This is a genomic window from Pelomonas sp. KK5, from assembly GCF_001984095.1.
In the GTDB taxonomy this organism is placed as follows: domain Bacteria; phylum Pseudomonadota; class Gammaproteobacteria; order Burkholderiales; family Burkholderiaceae_C; genus KK5.
The window spans coordinates 1-17,032 of sequence record NZ_LYVQ01000146.1 but is presented as its reverse complement, the minus strand read 5'-3'; the positions used below and the strand labels follow the sequence as shown (position 1 = coordinate 17,032).

General features: G+C 70.8%; 12 protein-coding genes. 8 read left to right on the top strand and 4 right to left on the bottom strand.

Translation table 11 applies throughout. The annotated features are described in order from the left end of the window. The 8 genes from B0W88_RS20930 to B0W88_RS20895 all read left to right on the top strand — a co-directional run. A partial coding sequence (locus tag B0W88_RS20930; RefSeq protein WP_077036572.1) for a TonB-dependent receptor occupies positions 1 to 2,096 on the top strand: 2,096 nt, incomplete at its 5' end. A gap of 21 nt (positions 2,097 to 2,117) precedes the next feature. After that, complete coding sequence (locus tag B0W88_RS20925) at positions 2,118 to 2,843, top strand: alpha/beta fold hydrolase (RefSeq protein WP_077036571.1); 726 nt, start codon at positions 2,118 to 2,120, stop codon at positions 2,841 to 2,843. A gap of 15 nt (positions 2,844 to 2,858) precedes the next feature. Then, the gene (locus B0W88_RS20920; RefSeq protein WP_083748944.1) at positions 2,859 to 4,418 is read left to right on the top strand and encodes an AMP-binding protein; all 1,560 of its coding nucleotides are present in this window, start codon (positions 2,859 to 2,861) and stop codon (positions 4,416 to 4,418) included. Between the two features lie 20 nt (positions 4,419 to 4,438). After that, complete coding sequence (locus B0W88_RS20915) at positions 4,439 to 5,254, top strand: SDR family NAD(P)-dependent oxidoreductase (RefSeq protein ID WP_233151791.1); 816 nt, start codon at positions 4,439 to 4,441, stop codon at positions 5,252 to 5,254. 14 nt (positions 5,255 to 5,268) lie between these two features. After that, positions 5,269 to 6,456 (top strand): lipid-transfer protein, encoded by a 1,188-nt coding sequence (locus B0W88_RS20910; RefSeq protein ID WP_077036568.1) that lies wholly within the window; start codon positions 5,269 to 5,271, stop codon positions 6,454 to 6,456. After that, positions 6,456 to 7,751 (top strand): acetyl-CoA hydrolase/transferase family protein, encoded by a 1,296-nt coding sequence (locus B0W88_RS20905; protein WP_077036567.1) that lies wholly within the window; start codon positions 6,456 to 6,458, stop codon positions 7,749 to 7,751. The genes B0W88_RS20910 and B0W88_RS20905 overlap by 1 nt, the downstream gene beginning before the upstream one ends. Next, positions 7,748 to 9,235, top strand: a complete 1,488-nt coding sequence (gene treF, locus B0W88_RS20900) for an alpha,alpha-trehalase TreF (RefSeq protein ID WP_077036566.1) — start codon at positions 7,748 to 7,750, stop codon at positions 9,233 to 9,235. Before B0W88_RS20905 ends, treF begins: the two co-directional genes overlap by 4 nt. After that, on the top strand, positions 9,232 to 10,653 hold the full coding sequence (locus tag B0W88_RS20895) for an MFS transporter (protein WP_077036565.1): 1,422 nt from the start codon (positions 9,232 to 9,234) through the stop codon (positions 10,651 to 10,653). The genes treF and B0W88_RS20895 overlap by 4 nt, the downstream gene beginning before the upstream one ends. A gap of 148 nt (positions 10,654 to 10,801) precedes the next feature. On the opposite strand, the gene B0W88_RS20890 is transcribed toward B0W88_RS20895, so the two are convergent. The 4 genes from B0W88_RS20890 to B0W88_RS20875 all read right to left on the bottom strand — a co-directional run. Next, positions 10,802 to 12,286 carry an aldehyde dehydrogenase family protein gene (locus tag B0W88_RS20890; protein ID WP_077036564.1) on the bottom strand — a complete coding sequence of 495 codons (1,485 nt, stop codon included), beginning with the start codon at positions 12,284 to 12,286 and terminating at the stop codon, positions 10,802 to 10,804. Positions 12,287 to 12,299: 13 nt separating this feature from the next. Next, positions 12,300 to 13,700 (bottom strand): FAD-binding oxidoreductase, encoded by a 1,401-nt coding sequence (locus B0W88_RS20885; protein ID WP_077036563.1) that lies wholly within the window; start codon positions 13,698 to 13,700, stop codon positions 12,300 to 12,302. Continuing rightward, positions 13,697 to 15,733: a prolyl oligopeptidase family serine peptidase gene (locus B0W88_RS20880; protein ID WP_077036562.1), complete on the bottom strand. Its 2,037-nt coding sequence runs from the start codon at positions 15,731 to 15,733 to the stop codon at positions 13,697 to 13,699. The genes B0W88_RS20885 and B0W88_RS20880 overlap by 4 nt, the downstream gene beginning before the upstream one ends. Before the next feature lie 11 nt (positions 15,734 to 15,744). After that, positions 15,745 to 17,032: MFS transporter (locus B0W88_RS20875; RefSeq protein ID WP_077036561.1), on the bottom strand; the 1,288-nt coding region annotated here is incomplete at its 5' end.

The window sequence follows — 17,032 nt, the reverse complement described above, 5'->3', positions numbered from 1 at the left end:
AGCTGCAGGACGTGCCGCTGTCGGTCACCAACTTCTCGCCCGACGCGCTGGCCGCCCGCCATATCGACGACCGCAGCGACCTGGCCAACTTCACGCCCTCGCTGCTGAGCATCACCGGCGGCTACCCGAAGGAGATGGCCTTCTTCGCGCTGCGCGGCCAGGGCCCGGCCTTCGGCTCGACGCCGGGCGTCGTCAACTACTTCGCCGAGGTACCCAACCCGCTCGGCATCGACGGCCGCACCGGCACCTACTTCGATCTCGCCAACGTGCAGGTGCTGGCCGGCCCGCAGGGCACGCTGTTCGGCAAGAACGCGACCGGCGGCAACATCCTGTTCGAGCCGCAGCGGCCCACCAACAAGTTCGGCGGCTATGTGCAGGCCGAGCTGGGCAACTACAACGATCGCCGCGTCGAGTTCGCGCTCAACGTGCCGATCAAGGACAACACCGTGCTGTTCCGCCTCGCCGGCGAGCGCGGCCGGCGCGACGGCTACACCAAGGACGTCGGGCCCAACTTCGCCGGCAAGGACTACGACAACCTCGACTACACCAGCCTGCGCGCGAGCCTGATCGTGCGGCCGACCCAGGGCAGCGAGCTGTACACGGTGGTCCGCTACTACGAGTCCTCCAACAACGGGCCCGGCACCGTCCTGACCCAGTTCAACCCGACGCTGGGCGAGCCGGTGGCACCGGCCGCGACGATCTTCCCCGGCCTGGCCAACGCGGTGGCGCAGCAGCAGGCCCGCGGCCCGCGCGAGGTGTCCTACGACATGGACGAGTTCTCGAACACGCGCTACGTGCAGTTCATCAACCACGCCACGCTGGAGCTGAGCGACTCGCTGAAGCTGAAGAACATCGTCAGCTATTCGAAGTTCCTCGCGCGCTACGCCTACGACTACGACGCCACGCCCTTCCCGATCGCCGGCCAGACCAGCCGCACCGGCCTGCCCACCCAGGCGCCGACCTATTTCACCGAGGAACTGCAGCTGCAGGGCGATGCCTTCGGCGAGGCGCTGAACTACACCACCGGCGTCTACTACGACCGCCAGCGCTTGAGCGACAGCCAGGGCGGCCTGTTCACCCAGTTCCCGACGTCCCTGGTGATCGGCGACATCCCGGCGCGGCTGGACAACCGCAGCGAGAGCAAGGCCGTCTTCGCCCAGGGCACGCTGAACCTGGGCCGCCTCGGCATGCCCAAGGGCCTGAGCCTGACGGCCGGCTACCGCTACACCCGGGAGAGCGTGTCCAACGAGACGCAGATCTCGGTGCTGCCGGTCTCGGGCGGCGAAGGCAGCTTCAGGTACGGCAGCTACAACCTCGGCCTGGACTACCAGGTGAACAAGGACCTGCACGTCTACGGCGCCGTGCGCGATGCCTACAAGGCTGGCGGCGTCAACGGCGGCGTACCGACCGACTCGTCCTTCCACACCTTCGCGCCGGAGAAGCTCAACGACGTGGAGCTGGGCGTCAAGTCGGAGTTCATGCTGGGCGACATGGCGGCGCGCGCCAACCTCGCCGTCTACCGCGGCCAGTACCACGACATCCAGCGCACCGCCGGGGAAGTCATCGACGGCACCCTGCTCAACGTGACCCGCAGCGCGGCCGAGGGCCGCATCCAGGGCGCGGAGTTCACCGGCGCCCTCGTGCCGGTGCGCGGCCTGACCTTCACCGGCTCCTACTCCTACATCGACGGCCGCTACACGAAGGTCGCCAACGCCGACATCGGCGCGATCCTGGAAGGCTCGTCCTTCCCCTTCACGCCCAAGAACAAGTACACGCTGGGCGTGCAGTGGGAGCAGCCGCTGCAGAGGCTGGGCACGCTGGTCCTGTCGGGCAACTACGCCCACCAGAGCAGCTTCTCCACCGCCCAGAACAACCTGGCCCGCGTGCAATCGATGCCGGGCTATGGCACGCTGAGCCTGCGGGCCGCGCTGCGCCGCATCGGTGGCCAGCCGCTGGATGTCAGCGTCTTCGTCGCCAATGCCACCAACCGCACCTACGCCACCGGCCTGGCCGACTTCTACAGCAGCTTCGGCGCGGTGACCTACACCTACGGCGAGCCGCGCACCTTCGGCGTGCAGGCACGCTACGAGTTCTGAGAGAACGGGAAAGGCCGGAACGTGAAACTCGACACCTGGACCGTGGGCAGCGGCTCGCGGACCGTTGCGCTGGTCCACGGCGCCTCCAAGGCGGCCGATGTGTGGCGCGACATGGCGCGCATCCTGGTCGATGAATACGACCTGACCGTCATGCTGCTGGACCAGCGCGGCCACGGCCGCAGCCCGCGGGCGAGCAGCTACCGGCTGTCCGATTTCGCCGACGACCTGGTCGAGTCGCTGCCGCAGGGGCTGGACGTCCTGATCGGCCATTCGCTGGGCGGCGGCGCCGGCGCCGTGGCCAGCGCGCGGCTGCAGCCGAAGCGCTTCATCGGTCTCGACCCGGGCTTCTACGCGCCGGCATCGCTGATGGCGATGTGCTACGTGCTCGGTGCCCTGGGCCCGCTGACGCCCCGCGTGCTCGACTGGTCGCTGAACCTGCCGGCCTCGATCCCGGAGGGGTCCGCCCCCGACACGCGTGAGCGCGTGCGTGCCATGGCCCGGGACTGGGACACCTCGATGATCCTGCCCTACGCACGCTCGCTGCGGCGGCATCCGATCCCGGTGGCGCCGCCGGCCGTGTCGTCGACGCTGCTGCTGGTGGAGAACAGCATCGTCGTTCCCGCGCCCATGGCCGAGGGCCTGCGCGCCGCCGGCTGGGATGTGCGCGTGAAGCCCGGCGCGGTGCACGACATGCAGCTGCAGGATCCTCGCGGCGTCGTCGCGATGCTGGACGACCTGCTGCGCTGATCGATGAGGACTCCGATGCCATTCGACGACGATCCCGCCGGCTGGGTGCTGCCCGCCGTGCTGGCCGAGCAGGCGCGGCGCCAGCCCGATGCGCCGTGGTTCATCGGCCTCGGTAACGAGACGGTGACTTACGGCCGCATGCTTGATGACGTGCTGCGCGTGGCCGGCCTGCTGCAGTCGCTGGGCGTCTCGCACGGCGACCGCGTGGTGATCTTCGCCGGCAACCATGCGGACTTCGTGCGCGCCTGGCTGGGCGTGCAGATGCTGGGCGCCGTCTCGGTACTGCTGAACACCGAGCTGCGCGGCGCCTTCCTGGCGCACCAGCTCGACAACGCCGGCGCCGCCTGGGCCATCGCCGATGCGGCGCTGCTGCCGGTGCTTGACGAGGTGGCCGCGGGCTCGCCGCTGCGCCAGCGGCTGGCCATCGGCGAGGACAGCTGGAACCGCTGGCGCCAGGCCGCGCCCTACGCCGGCCCGCTGCCGCGCGCCCAGGACATCGCCTGCGTCATGTACACCTCCGGCACCAGCGGGCCGAGCAAGGGCGTGCTGATGCCCCATGCCCACTGCGCGCTCTACGGCCTGGGCGCGATCGAGGCGCTGCAGATCACCGCGAGCGACCGCTACTACATCGTGCTGCCGCTGTTCCACAGCAACGGCCTGCTGATGCAGCTCGGCGCCACGCTGCTGGCCGGCATCCCGGCGATCGTGCGGCCGCGCTTCTCGGCCAGCGAGTGGCTGACGGACCTCCGCGAGCATCGCGCCACCTTGACGAACACGCTGGGCGTGCTGGCGGCCTTCATCGCCGCGCAGCCCGCCAGCCCGCAGGACCGCGACCACGCCTTGCGCGCGCTGTGCAACGCACCGAACCTGCCGCAGCTCGAACAGGTGCTGATGGAGCGCTTCGGCATCGGCAGCATCGTCTCCGGCTACGGCATGACCGAGATCAACATCCCCGTCTGGGGCCGCATCGGCCACAGCAGGCCGGGCGCGGCCGGCTGGGTCAGCCGCTGGTTCGAGCTGATCGTGGCCGACCCGGAGACCGACCGCGAGCTGCCACGCGGCCAGGTCGGCGAGATCCTCGTGCGGCCGCGCGTGCCCTTCGGCTTCATGCAGGGCTACCTGGGCATGCCGGAGAAGACGCTGGAGGCCTGGCGCAATCTCTGGTTCCACACCGGCGACGGCGGCACGATGGACGCCGACGGCCTCCTCACCTTCACCGACCGTCTCAAGGACTGCATCCGCCGCCGCGGCGAGAACATCGCCGCCAGCGAGGTGGAGGCGCTGGTGGCGGGGCTGCCCGGCGTGGCCGAGGTGGCCGCCTTCGCCGTGCCGAGCGATGTGCCCGGCGGCGAGGACGAGCTGCTGCTGGCCCTCGTCGCCGACCCAGGTGCTTCCCTCGATCTCGAATCGCTGGCCCAGGCCGCCGAAGCGCTGCTGCCCCGCTTCGCCCGCCCGCGCTACCTGCAATGCGTGACCGAGCTGCCCAGGACCGCCACCGGCAAGGTGCAGCGCGCCGTGTTGCGCCAGCGCGGCAGCGCCCACGCGCTGGACCGCGGTGACGGGCGCCGCGCATGAAGCACGACGGGAACACGCTCATGGGACGCTCCGCGCTCATCACCGGCGCCGGCCGCGGCATCGGCGCCGCCATCGCCCAGGCCCTGGCCGCGCAGGGCGCGCGCGTGCTGGTCAACGACCTCGACGCCGCACCGGCGCAAGCCGTGGCCGACGCCATCACCGCCGCCGGCGGCACGGCCCGCGCCTTCGCCGGCAACGTCTGCGAGCCGGACTTCGGCGAGCGCGCCGTCGCCGCCTGCATGGAAGGCTTCGGCAGCCTGGACATCCTCGTCAACAACGCCGGCTACACCTGGGACGGCGCGCTGCACAAGATGAGCGACGCCCAATGGGCCGCGATGCTGGACGTGCACCTCACCGCCCCCTTCCGCCTGCTGCGCGCCGCCTACCCGGTGCTGAAGGCCCAGCACCAGCGCGACCAGGAAGCCGGCCGCGTGGTCCATCGCAAGGTGGTCAACGTGTCCTCCATCGTCGGCCTCGGCGGCAACGCGGGCCAGGCGAACTACGCCGCGGCCAAGGCCGGCGTCGTCGGGCTGACCAAGTCGCTGGCCAAGGAGTGGGGGCGGCTGGCGGTCAACGTCAACTGCGTGGCCTACGGCCATATCGAGACGCGGCTGACGCAGTCGCGCAACGAGAGCGCCACTGTCCGGGTCGGCGGCCAGGAAGTCGCCATCGGCGTGAACCCCGAGCTGCTGCGCGCGCTGGCGGCGCAGATCCCGCTGGGCCGGGCCGGCAGCGTCGAGGAGGCGGCCGGCGCGGTGCTGATGTTCTGCGGCGCGGGCTCGGACTATGTGTCGGGCCAGGTGCTGGTCTGCGGCGGCGGCATGACGCTCGGTTGAGGAGTTAGCAAGCAATGACGGAACGAGTGTTTGTCGCCGGCGTCGGCATGGTGCCCTTCACCAAGCCGGGCGCGGGCGAGCCCTATTTCATGCTGGGCGCCGAAGCGGCCCGGCTGGCGCTGGCCGATGCGGGCCTGGACTACGGCCAGGTGCAGCAGGCCTATGCCGGCTATGTCTATGGGGACTCGACCAGCGGCCAGCGGGCGCTGTACGAGGTGGGCCTCAGCGGCATCCCGGTGGTCAACGTCAACAACAACTGCTCCAGCGGTTCGACGGCGCTGTTCCTGGCCCGCCAGGCGGTGCAGTCGGGTGCGGTCGACTGCGCGCTGGCCGTGGGCTTCGAGCAGATGAAGCCCGGCGCGATCGCGATGATGTTCGACGACCGGCCCAGCGCCACGGCAACGTTCGACGCCGTCGCCGACGAGCTGTTCGGCCACCCCCACCTGCCGATGGCCGTGCGCCTGTTCGGCGGCGCCGGTGCCGAGCACATGCAGCGTTATGGCACCAGCCTGCGCACCTTCGCCGAGATCCGCGCCAAGGCCAGCCGCCATGCGGCGCGCAACCCGCTGGCCGTGTTCCGCAAGGAACTGACGGCCGATGCGGTGCTGGCCGACCCCGAGTTGATTCCCGGCGTGATGACCCGCTCGATGGCCTGCCCGCCGACCTGCGGCGGCGCGGCGGCGCTGCTGGTGTCCGAGCGCTTCGCCCGCCGCCTGGGCCTGCGCACCGACGTCGAGATCCTCGCCCAGGCGATGACGACGGACCAGCCCGGCAGCTTCGAGTCGCAATCGATGATCGAGCTGGTCGGCGCGGGCCTCACGCGGCGCGCGGCCGAGCAGGTCTATGCGGCCAGCGGCATCGGACCGGACGCGGTCGATGTGGTCGAACTGCACGACTGCTTCGCGCAGAACGAGCTGATCACGTACGAGGGCCTCGGGCTGTGCCCCACCGGCGGGGGCGAGGGCTTCGTGCGCGATGGGCGCGGCACCTTCGGCAGCGATGTGGTCGTGAACCCCTCGGGCGGCCTGCTATCCAAGGGCCATCCGCTGGGTGCCACCGGCCTGGCCCAGTGCTTCGAGCTGACGCAGCAGCTGCGCGGCACGGCCGGGGCGCGGCAGGTCGAAGGCGCGCGGCATGCGCTGCAGCACAACCTGGGCCTGGGCGGCGCGGCCGTCGTGACGATGTACGGGAGAAGAAACTGATGTCAATCAATGAGCTTTACCTCGCCCGGCGCCGCAGCGCGCACGAGGCACTCGACGGCCTGCGCAACGGCGACCGCATCATCGTGCCGACCGGCGCGGCGGAACCACCGGCCTTGCTCGCGGCCTTGTCCGAGCGCCGCCGCGAGTGGCGCGGCGTCACCGTCGCGCAGATCCTGGCGATGCGCAAGTACGGCTACATCGATCGCGATACCGCTGATCACGTGCGCCACGTGGCGCTGTTCTTCGGCGGCGCCACCCGCGCCGGCGGGCAGCAGGGCTGGATCGACTTCACGCCGAACTACTTCTCCGAGATCCCGTCGATGATCCAGCGCGGGCAGATCGGCGCCGACGTCGTGCTGAGCCTGGCCTCGCCGATGGACGAGCACGGCTTCTTCTCCTTGAGCCTGGGCGCCGACTACACGATGGCCGCGCTCGCCCGGTCACGGGCCATCGTGCTCGAAGTCAACCCGAACGTGCCCTTCGCGAACGGCAACTGCCATGTCCACATCTCGCAGGTCGCGGCGCTGGTGGAGACGGCCGACCCGCTGCTCGAAGTGGGCCTGCCGGCGATCGGTCCGGTGCAGCAGGCGATCGGCGGCTTCGTCGCCGAGATGATCGAGGACGGCTCCACGCTGCAGATCGGCTACGGCGGCATTCCCGATGCCGTGGTGATGCAGCTGACGAACAAGCGCGACCTCGGCGTGCACACCGAGATGCTGGGCGACGGCATCCTGAGCCTGATCGAGCAGGGCGTGGTCACCAACCGGCGCAAGACCTGGCTGCCGGGCACGACGGTCGCCACCTTCGCGCTGGGGTCGGCGAAGCTGCACCGCTTCATGCATCGCAACCCGGCGCTGGAGATGCATCCGGTGGACTTCACCAACGATCCCGCGCTGGCCGCGCGCAACGACAGGCTGATCGCCATCAACGCCAGCCTGGCCGTCGACCTGCTGGGCCAGTGCGGCTCGGAAAGCCTGGGCCACGCGCCCTACTCCGGCACCGGCGGCCAGGCCGACTTCGTCCGCGCGGCCAACCGCTCGCGCGACGGCAAGGCCATCATCGTGCTGCCCTCGACGGCAGCCGGCGGCACCGTCTCGCGCATCGTGCCGACGCTGGCGGCGGGCACGCACGTCACGACGAGCAAGAACGACGTCAACTACGTCGTCAGCGAGTACGGCGTCGCGCAGCTGCGCGGCAAGTCGGCGAAGCAGCGGGCCGGCGAGCTCATCGCCATCGCGCACCCTGACTTCCGCGCCGAGCTGACGGCCGAAGCGAAGCGGATGGGCCTGGCATGATCTCGACGCCGAGCCCACAGCAGCAATGGGGTCCGCTGTTCGAGGCGGTCCAGCAGGCCGGCCTGTTCCCCGACAGCAAGGCTTTCGCGGATGCCGTACCGCGCCACGGCGATGCGGGCCGGCTGCTGCAGGCCTACGAGCAGCAGCGTGCGCAGGAGGGCTTCGATCCCGGCGCCTTCGTGCGCCGCTTCTTCGTGCTGCCCGGGACGCCTGTCGAAGAAGCCGCGGGCGCGCGGCTGCCCATCGAAGAGCACATCCGCGCGCTCTGGCCGCGCCTGCTGCGACACGACGGCCCCGAGCCCGCGGGCTCGCTGCTAGCGCTGCCGCACCCTTACGTCGTGCCCGGCGGCCGCTTCCGCGAGATCTACTACTGGGATTCGGCCTTCACGATGCAGGCGCTGCTGCTGCACGGCCATCGGGATATCGCCCAGGACATGCTGGACAACTTCGTCCACCTGGTGCGCCAGGTCGGCCATGTGCCGAACAGCAACCGCAGCTACATGCTGAGCCGCTCGCAGCCGCCGCTGCTGTTCCGCATGGTCGAGCTGCTGTGGCCGGACGATCCGGGCCGCTACCTCGACGTGCTGCGCGCCGAGCACCGCTTCTGGATGGCCGGTGAGGACGGGCTCGCTGCCGGCGATGCCGCGCGCCGCGTCGTGCGCCTGGCCGACGGCACGCTGCTGAACCGCTACTGGGACGATCACTGCACGCCGCGCGACGAGTCCTGGCGCGAGGACGTGGAGACCGCCGGCGAAGCGCCGCATCGCCCCGCCGCCGAGGTGTGGCGCGAGCTGCGCGCCGCGGCCGAGAGCGGCTGGGATTTCAGCAGCCGCTGGTGCGCCGACCCGCAGCGCCTGTGCACGATCGAGACCAGCGCCGTGCTGCCGATCGATCTCAACGCCCTGCTGTGGGGCCTGGAACAGGCGATCGCGCGCGGCGCCAGGCAGGCAGGCGCCGCCGCCGTCTGCGATGAGTTCGAGACCCGCGCCGCGGCCCGGGCGGACGCGCTGCGACGCCATCTGTGGAGCCCCGGTCAGCGTGCCTTCGTGGATCTCCATTGGCCGACTGGCACGCAGCGCGAACTCACTGCCGCCACCGTCGTTCCGCTATATGCCGGCCTGACCACGCCCGACGAAGCCGCGGCCGTGGCCGACACGGCGCAGGCGCGCCTGCTGGGCGCGAACGGCCTGCGCACGACGCTGCGCCGCAGCGCGCAGCAGTGGGACCAACCCAACGGCTGGGCGCCTCTGCAGATCATGGCCGCCGAAGGCCTGCGACGCCACGGCCACGACGCGCTTGCCGCCGACCTGTCGCGCCGCTGGCTCGGCTGCATCGAGCGCGTCTACGAATCCAGCGGCAAGCTGGTCGAGAAGTACGACACCGAAGCCGACCGCATCGGCGGCGGCGGCGAGTACCCGACGCAGGACGGCTTCGGCTGGACCAATGCGAGCTACGTGATCCTCAAGCAACACCTGACCCCATGACCACCACCGAACAAGCCGGCAAGCTGCCCGTCCGCACCAAGCTGCTCTTCGGCTTCGGCCAGGGCGTCGAGTCCGGCGTGGGCTTCGCCGCCAGCACCTTCCTGCTCTTCTACCTGACGAACGTCTGCCGGATCCCCGCGGCCACCGCCGGCACGCTGATCTTCGTCTCGCTGCTGATCGACGCGATCGCCGATCCCGTCATCGGCGCGGTGTCGGATCGCTGGCGCTCGCGCTGGGGCCGGCGCCTGCCCTTCATGGCACTGAGCCTGCCGATCCTGGTGGCCGGCGCGCTGGGCGTGTTCGTGGCGCCGGCCATCACCGGAGCGGCGCTGATCGCCTGGATCCTGGCCTTCAACCTGATGCTGCGCCTCGGGACCTCGCTGTTCGCCATGCCCTATTCGGCGCTGACGGCGGAGATCACGACCGACTACAACGAGCGATCCAGCATCGCCATCTATCGCTGCATCTTCGCCTTCCTCGGCACGGTGGCCATCATCGCGCCCGCGTTCGGGCTGGTCTTCGCGGGGCCCGAGGCCATGTCATCGGCGACGGCCTATCGCGAGCTCGGCTGGCTGATCGCCGGGGCGGTGCTGCTGTTCGGCGGCGCCTGCATCGCCGGCCTGGTGCGGGGCAGCCATGCGCGTGAATCGCAACCGGTCAACGCCCACCAGTCGCCGCTGGCGGACCTGCGCGACGTCGTGCGCAACCGTTCCTTCGTGCTGCTGTTCCTGGCCGCGGCGATCTGCCTGATCGGCGCGGGCAGCCTCAACGCGATGAACCTCTACGTCTATCGCGACTTCTGGAAGCTGCAGCCGGCGCAGATGCAGTGGCCGCAACTGGCGCTGCAGATCGGCCTGGTCGTGGGCATCCCGGTGGCGGCCATCACGCTGCAGCGCTACGAGAAGCACAAGGCCCTGGCCGTGAGCATCGCCGTGGTGAGCGTCTTCCAGGCGCTCGCGCCGCTGCTGGTGCTGGCCTCGGCCGCGCCGCAGCCCGGCCTGCTGATCACGGTGCTCTGCAGCACGGCGCTGGCCTTCGGCGTCTGCAGCTCGCTGATCTTCGTCGCCTTCCAGTCGATGGTGGCCGACGCGATCGACGAACACCAGCTGCGCTTCGGCGCCCGCTGCGAGGGGCTGTACTACAGCGCGCTCGTGTTTGCCGGCAAGGCCGCCGGCGGCGCCGGTTCGATGCTGGCCGGCTTCGCGCTGACGATGATCGGCCTGGACCAGGGGAGCCCGGCCTCCACCGCGGCCCTCGACCCTCGGACGGCCACCTGGCTCGGCCTGGTCTGGGGACCGGGTCACGCGCTGGTGTTCGCGGTCACCGTGCCGCTGCTGCTGGCCTACCGCCTGGACCGGCGGCGGCATGCGGAGATCCGGCGGGCGCTGGCGCAGGAGGTGGTGGCCGGCGCCGCCTGAGCGCTTGCCGTTCCACCGGGAGAAGCCAGGTCTTTCCCGACCTGCCGGACGCTCGGTCATCGAGGACCTCGACCTTGAGCATCTCGTGCACGAAGAGAGGCGTGGCTTCGATTCCTCTCGTCAACACATCCCGCCGGGGCCGCAGGGCTCAGCGCCGGTACCAGCCGACAGGCCCCGGCTGCAGGCTGATGTTGACCTGCTTCACCTGCTGGTACTCGAGCAGGCCATTCACGCCCAGGTCGCGCCCGTAGCCGCTCATCTTGTAGCCGCCCCAGGGCGCCTCGTTGAAGGTCGGGTTGTAGCAGTTGATCCAGGTGACGCCGGCGCGGATCTCCTTCACCACGCGCAGGGCGCGGGCGCCGTCGCTGGTGAACACGCCGCCGGCCAGGCCATAGGGCGTGTCGTTGGCCATCTCGATGGCCTCGGCTTCGGTCCTGAAGGTCTGCACGGCGACGACCGGGCCGAAGACTTCCTCGCGGACGATGTCCATCTCCCGCGTGCACTGGTCGAAGACCGTCGGCCGCACGAAGAAGCCCTTCGCGCATGAGCCCGCCGTATAGCGCTCTCCTCCGCACACGAGCCGCGCGCCCTGCGAGCGGGCGCGCTCGATATGGCCCAGGATCTTTTCCAGCTGCGCCTGCGACACGATGGCGCCGATGTCGGGGTCGTGCAGGCCGTCGCCGATGGTCATCGCATTGGCGCGCTCGGCCAGGCGGGCGACGAAGCGCTCCTTCACGCTCTCCTCGATGAGGATGCGCGAGCCGGCCGAGCAGACCTCGCCCTGGTTGAAGAACACGCCGATCATGGCCCACTCGACGGCGCCTTCGAGATCGGCGTCGGCGAAGATGATGTTGGGCGACTTGCCGCCCAGCTCCAGGCCGACCTTCTTCAGGTTGCCCACCGCCAGGCTGGCGATCGTCTGGCCGGTGCGCGTGCTGCCGGTGAAGGTGATCATGTCCACGTCGTGGCTGCTCGCCAGCTCCTGGCCGGCCGACGGGCCCGTGCCGAGGACCAGGTTGGCCGTGCCCGCCGGCAGGCCCGCCTCGTGGAAGATCCGGAACAGCTCCACCGCCGACAGCGGCGTCAGCTCGCTGGGCTTGAACACCACGCAGTTGCCGGCGGCCAGCGCGGGCGCGAGCTTCCAGGCGGCCATCAGCAGCGGATAGTTCCAGGGCGTGATCAGCCCGCACACGCCCACCGGCTCGTGCATGGCGAAGGCATGCATGGGCCCGAAGCCATCGCTGACTTCATAGACGCCGCCCTGCGGCTTGGTGACCAGCCCGGCGTAGTAGCGGAAGCAGGCCGCGGCGTCGTCGATGTCGGCGCGGGCCTCGCGCAGCGGCTTGCCGTTGTCCCGCGTGTCCAGCAGGGCGAGTTCCTCCGCGCGTGCCTTGATGGCGTCGGCAATGGCCAGCAGCGTGTCGGCGCGGCGCGGGCCGCCCGTGCGGCGCCATTCGCCCTTGCCGTAGAAGGCCCGCTTCGCGGCGGCGATCGCCAGGCGCGTGTCCTCGGCCTGGCTGTCGGCCACGAGGGCGATCAGCTCCCCGTTGGCCGGGTTGATGATCTCGCGGGTGGCGCCGCTCAGGGCGGGCTGCCATCGGCCGTCGATGTAGTTCTGGCGGATGTCGTTCATGATCTCAGCTCGCTCAGGAATCGAAGCCCAGGCCCAGCGCGTCCAGCGTTCGCAGCAGCAGGTTGCGCCGACCCTGCCGGCGGTCGGCCCGGGCCAGGGACCATTGCACGGCCTTGACCGTCGCCCAGGTCAGCGGCTCAGGAGGAAAGGCCATCGGCGTCTCGCGCACCATGCGCAGCCGCGTGCGTTCGGTGTCCAGGCCGTCGGCCTGGTCCAGCAGCACGTTGGCGGCGAAGCGCGTGGCGCCCACGCCCAGCCCCGTGAAGCCGGCGGCATAGACCACGCGGCCCTGGTGCGCCTGGGCGAAGAAGGCGCAGAAGCGCGAGCAGGTGTCGATGGCACCGCCCCAGCGGTGGCTGAAGCGCAGGCCCTCCAACTGCGGGAACAGCGTGAAGAAGTGGCTGGCCAGGCGTTCGAAGGACTCTGGCCGCTGCTCGTGCTTCGCGTCCACCCGGCCGCCGAAGTTGTAGACGGCGTCGTAGCCGCCGAACAGGATGCGCTGGTCGCGCGTGATCCGGAAATAGTGGAACTGGTTGCCGGGATCGGCCAGGCCCTGCCGGTGCTCCCAGCCGATGGCCGCGCGTTGCGCCTCGCTCAGCGGCTCGCTCATCAGCACATAGTCATAGACCGGGATGGTGTGCGAGCGGTAGCGCCGGAGCAGCGAGGGAAAGGCATTGGTCGCCAGCACCACGCGCGCCGCAGTCACGCTGCCGCCCGCGGTCTCCAGGCGCACGCCCTCGCGCGAGGGCTTGAGCGCCGTCACGCGCGACTGCTCATGGATCCGCACGCCCAGTTCGCCCGCCACGCGCGCCAGCCCCATCACCAGCTTGCCGGGATGCAGCATGGCGCAGCCGGTGCGGTCCCACTGGCCGGCCAGGAAGCGGGGTGAGTTCACTTCGGCGCGCGTCTGCGCGGCATCGAGGAAGCCCGGCCCCTGCAGCGCGTCGACCTGGTAGGGCTCCACCGCGACCACCATCACGCCGCTGCGCTCGAAGTCGCAGTCGATGCCGTAGCGGGCCAGCGTCTCGCCGATCTCCTCGAGGTTGCGCAGGCCCAGCGCCTCCAGCCGGGCGAATTCCTCGGGCCAGCGGCGCTCGCCGTTGTCCTCGCCATGGGTCAGGCTGGCTTCGCAGAAGCCGCCGTTGCGGCCCGATGCCGCCCAGCCGATGCGCTCGCCTTCCAGCAGCACCACCCGGCGCGCCGGGTCGCGCTCCTTGGCGAGGATCGCCGCCCACAGGCCCAGGAAGCCGCCGCCCACGATCGCCAGGTCGGTGTCCGCCTCGCCTTGCAGCGGCGCATGGCCGGCCTGCGGGGCGACGTCGTCCAGCCAGAAGGGCCGATCGACGCTGCCTGCCAGCGCAGCGAGGGCGACCGCGCGCGGCGGCGCCATGCTGTCGAAGACGGTCGCGCTCATCGGTCGTGCCGCTGGAACCACTCGTCCACCTGCTCCACCAGTTCCAGGTAGTGGCTGGGATGCCGCTCCAGGCCGTGGTTGTTGTCCGGGAAGCTGACCAGCGCCGCGTCCACGCCGCACAGCTTCAGCGCCGAGTAGTACATCTGCGACTGCGAGATCGGCGTGCGCCAGTCGCGCTCGCCGCACAGCACCATCGTCGGCGTGCGCACATGGCCCACGCGCGAGAGCGGCGAATGCGCCCAGTAGTGCGCCTGCATGCCGGGCTCCCAGGGCGGCGCGGGCAGCCAGTAGTGGGGGTAGTAGTCGACTCGGTCCTGCGTGAGCACCACGCTGGTCCAGTCCATCACGCCGTAGACGACGGCGGCGGCCTTGTAGCGCTCGGTATGGCCGATCAGCCAGCTCGTCAGCACGCCGCCGGCCGATTCGCCGACCAGGAACACCCGCGCCGGATCGATGCCGCCGCGGGCCACCGCCAGGTCCACCGCCTCGTTGATCACCAGGTCCCGCGCGCTGGGGAAATCATGGTGCAGCTGATGGGTGTAATCCTCGCCGTAGCCGAGCGAGCCGGGCGGGTTGAGCATCAGCACCGCATAGCCGCGCGCGGCCCACAGCTGCGGGATCACCGCGAAATTCCCGCACCAGGCCAGGTAGGGCCCGCCGTGCAGCCAGACGATCAGCGGCAGCCGCTCATCGGCCGGCACGCCCGGCGGGCGCAACAGCCAGCCCTGCATCGGCCGCGGGGTGTCCAGCCACAGCATCTCGACTGGCGCGACGGCGCGTTCGGCCAGCCAGGCGCCTTCGGACGTCAGCGTCTGGCTGCGCATGCCATCGGCCGACAGCAGCGCCACTTCATCGGTCTGCGTGGCGCTGCCGCGCAGGTAGGCGACCTCGCCGTCGCGTGACACCGAGATCTGCTTGCCGTACAGCACATAGCCCGAGCCGCCGGAGTTGCCCAGCTCGCGGCTCAGCAGCGACCACTGGCCGGCCAGGTCCACACGGGCCAGGCAGCCCGCGCCTTCGTGCGGATAGAGCGCGAGCAGGCCGGAGCTGTCGGGCAGCCAGTGGATCTCCTGGTGGATCTCCAGCCCGAGCGGATGCGGCAGCGCGCGCGGCTCGCCGCCCTCGCGCGGCACGACATGAACGATATTGGTGTGGAAGGAGCGGCGCTCGTTGCGGAAGCCGACGAAGGCGATCCAGCGGCCATCGGGCGAGAGCGTGGCCCGGCAGACCGCGCCGCCGAAGCGGGTCAGGCGCTTGACCGAGCCGTCGCGCGTGTCGAACTCGTAGACGTCCGAATCGAGGATGGCCTCGGCCTTCACCGGCCCCGGCTCCGGCACATTGCGCTGCATGGACATCACGAAGTGCCGCCCGTCCGGCGCCCAGGAGATCCGGCCGGCCAGGCTCAGCTTGGTGATCTCCACCGCCGGGCCGCCATGGTCGAAATCATCGAAGGTGAACTGCCGCACGTTGCGCGAGGCCACGTCGAGCAGGAAGACCTGCCACTGGCCCTCGGGCAGTTCCGCGTCCACGCCTTCGGCGCGCTGGATCAGCTTGCTGGAGCGCGTCGGCGCGGCCGCCCAGCTGGGCGTGCGCAGCGCGTGCCAGGCCGGCGGCGGGCGTGTCGCGGCGGCGGCAGTCTCGGCCGCCGTCGGCGGCACATGCATGACGAAGGCGATGCGGCTGCCGTCGGGCGACCAGGCCAGGCCCTGCGGCGAATCGGGCAGCAGTGCGAGCGAGCTGAGGTCGGCGGTCGCGGCGTTCCACAGCGCGATCTCCGCCTGCGCGCCGGCGGCGCGCACGAAGGCGAGCGCCTGTCCATCGGCCGACCAGCGCGGCTGGCCGCCCGCGCCCAGCTCCCGCAGCTCGCCCGAGGCGCGGCTCAGCACGCAGACCTCGCTGCCGACGATGTCCTGCTCCACATCGGCCCGCATGCGCAGGAAGGCGACGTGGGCGCCGTCCGGCGAGATCTGCGGGTCGCCCAGGATGTTCAGGCGGAAATAGTCTTCAGGGGTCAGCAGGGGAAGGGAGTTCATGACTGGGCCGCTCATCGCGTGCCTCCTTGTGGGTCGGGCGTGAGCGCCGGGGTCGGTGACTGGGAATCGCGCCGGGCCTTGCGCAGGGCCAGGCTCAGGTGGACGAAGAGCATCAGGCCGAGCAGCTTGACGGCCAGCATCGCGTACTTCAGCGATTCGGCGCCCTGCGAGGCGGCCAGCGCATCGCTGACGATGCCGATCAGCAGCGGCCCGCCGCCGGCGCCGAGCAGGGTCAGCACGAGCAGGAAGACCGAGTTGGCCAGGATGCGCAGCGGCCGCGGCACGGTGTTCTGGATCATGGCCATCACCGGCCCGTTGGGCATGGCGCCGAACATCGTGGCCAGGATGTGGGCGACGAAGGCGAACTTCAGGTTCGGCGCGAACAGCACGCCGAGGATGCAGGGGAAGGTGAACAGGTAGGTCACCATGCAGAAGCCGAGCAGGCGCTCGGAGCGCTGCGCGCCGACGTAGTTGCCGATCACGCCGCCCAGCAGCAGGCCCAGCATCGCGCCGCCGGCATAGGCGCCGCCGAAAAAGGCGGCCGCTTCGTCCGGCGCCAGGCCGAACTGCCGGTTGTAGAAGCTGGGCATCCACTGCGAGAGCCCGTAGACCGCGAACGAGGCCCAGCTGAAGCCCAGCACGATGTGGACGTAGCTGCGCTGGCGCCACAGCTCGCGCAGGCCCTCGGCCCAGTGCGCGGGCGGCGCGTCCTCGGCCAGCACCGGATCCGCCTGCGCCACCGCCGCCGTCGCGTCGTCGCGCACCAGCCAGCGCTGCAGCAGCGCCACCGCCACCGTCAGCACCCCGAGCAGCAGGAAGGCCGCGCGCCAGCCGTGGTGCACGGCGACCCAGCCGCCGGCGATCAGCGGCACGGTGTTGCCGATGAAGTCGCCGGCCGCATAGGTGGCCATCGCGCCGGAGCGCCTGGCGGGCGGGAAGTGGTCGCTGACCAGGGCCTGCCCCAGCGGCCAGGCGGCTGCCGGGCCGCTGCCGGAAGCCAGGCGCACGACGATGAAGTGCCAGAGCGCCGAGCAGGAGGCCGTCAGCGCGTTGCCGATGCCGCAAACGACCATCGACAGCATCAGCAGCAGCGAGCTGCCGCGGCGGGCCGCCCAGTGCGAGATCGGCAGGGCCAGCAGCGCGTAGGACACGGCCGAGCCATAGCCGGTCAGCAGGCCCAGCTCGCTGTCCGAATAGCCGAACTCGGCCTTCAGCATCGGCAGCACGGCGGACAGCACCGCCGGGCCGGCCTGCGCCATCGCGTTGACGAGGGTCAGCACGCCCAGCACCGTCCAGGGA

What these genes read in the sequence shown, in the direction of transcription:
- B0W88_RS20880 (WP_077036562.1), bottom strand. Translation starts at nt 15,733, where the DNA reads ATGAACTCCCTTCCCCTGCTGACCCCTGAAGACTATTTCCGCCTGAAC.
- B0W88_RS20885 (WP_077036563.1), bottom strand. Translation starts at nt 13,700, where the DNA reads ATGAGCGCGACCGTCTTCGACAGCATGGCGCCGCCGCGCGCGGTCGCC.
- B0W88_RS20905 (WP_077036567.1), top strand. Translation starts at nt 6,456, where the DNA reads ATGTCAATCAATGAGCTTTACCTCGCCCGGCGCCGCAGCGCGCACGAG.
- B0W88_RS20910 (WP_077036568.1), top strand. Translation starts at nt 5,269, where the DNA reads ATGACGGAACGAGTGTTTGTCGCCGGCGTCGGCATGGTGCCCTTCACC.
- B0W88_RS20920 (WP_083748944.1), top strand. Translation starts at nt 2,859, where the DNA reads ATGCCATTCGACGACGATCCCGCCGGCTGGGTGCTGCCCGCCGTGCTG.
- treF (WP_077036566.1), top strand. Translation starts at nt 7,748, where the DNA reads ATGATCTCGACGCCGAGCCCACAGCAGCAATGGGGTCCGCTGTTCGAG.
- B0W88_RS20915 (WP_233151791.1), top strand. Translation starts at nt 4,439, where the DNA reads ATGGGACGCTCCGCGCTCATCACCGGCGCCGGCCGCGGCATCGGCGCC.
- B0W88_RS20895 (WP_077036565.1), top strand. Translation starts at nt 9,232, where the DNA reads ATGACCACCACCGAACAAGCCGGCAAGCTGCCCGTCCGCACCAAGCTG.
- B0W88_RS20890 (WP_077036564.1), bottom strand. Translation starts at nt 12,286, where the DNA reads ATGAACGACATCCGCCAGAACTACATCGACGGCCGATGGCAGCCCGCC.